The following is a 1,272-nucleotide window of genomic DNA, read 5'->3' on the forward strand; positions in this document are numbered from 1 at the left end:
GTTGAGCAGCCTCATCTGACTGGTTCAATTTGATTGTTAGTGCATCATTGGCCTGTGATCCATTGAGATGATGGTTTCGGGAGCTGACGGGCGGCAGCCCAGTGCACTGTGGGGACGTTTTGTGTTGTAGTGTTTCCTCCATTGTTCGATCAGGATTTGAGCTTCGCGCAAGCTGTAGAAGATCTCACCGTTGAGCAGCTCATCCCTGAACCGGCCATTGAAGCTTTCACAATATCCGTTCTCCCACGGGCTCCCAGGTTCGATGTAAGCCGTCTTGGCGCCAACGGCGGCGATCCAGTCTCGGACCGCCTGGGCGACAAATTCCGGCCCATTGTCAGAACGTATGAAACTGGGCGCGCCGCGAAGTATGAGCAGGTCTGTCAGAACGTCGATTACATCGGTCGAGTTCAGTTTCCGCTCGACCCTGATTGCCAAGCATTCCCGGCTGTACTCATCAAGGATGTTCAGCGTCCGGAAGGCTTTGCCGTCGTCGGTTCGACAATGAACGAAGTCATACGACCAAACATGGTTGCGATACTCTGGCCGTAGCCGAACGCATGAGCCGTCATTTAGCCAGAGCCGTCCTTTCTTCGGTTGCTTTATTGGCACTTTCAGCCCCTCTCGTCGCCAAAGCCGTTCAATTCGCCCATCGCTGACAGACCATCCAGCCTCTCTCAGCAGCGCTGCGATCCTGCGATAGCCATATCGGCCGTACTGTCGGGTCAACTCGATCATGTCGGCCACCAGTCGGCCTTCGTCTGCGCGACCTTGTGGGGCGCGCCGTTGCGTGGACCGGTGTTGCCCCAGAACGCGACAGGCGCGTCTCTCGGAAACGTTCAGCTGGTTGCGTACATGATTAATACAAGCACGACGGCGAGCGGGGCTCAGTAGGGCTTCGCGTTCAGGGCTACAAACCATCCACGGGATGGTTTGCTAACCGCCCTTCATCCTTTGTGGCTTCCGTCAGGATCAGTTTGTCCAGCGTCAGATCTGAAACTGCGCGCCTCAGCCGCTCGTTCTCTTTCTGAAGCCGTTTCAGTTCCTTCAATTGATCAACACCCATTCCGCCGTACTTCTTCCGCCAGCGGTAATAGGTTTGCTCAACAACTCCGATCTGTCGGATCGCATCAAGACGGGACATGCCTTGACCCATCAGAACTTCAACTTGCCGTAACTTCGAGACAATCTCTTCCGGCTTCGGTCTCTTGTTTGCCATTCTAGGTCCTCCGTTTCCTAAACATAAAGGGGGACCAGTTCAGTTGGGGAGGCTCA

At 55.1% G+C, this 1,272-nt stretch carries 1 pseudogene; it reads right to left on the reverse strand.

The window, feature by feature from the left end:
• Positions 1–36: 36 nt before the first annotated feature.
• A pseudogene (locus tag AC2FIZ_RS20650) lies at positions 37–1,216 on the reverse strand (IS3 family transposase).
• Between the last annotated feature and the right edge of the window lie 56 nt (positions 1,217–1,272).

This window comes from Ruegeria sp. CDSB022, assembly GCF_059611145.1.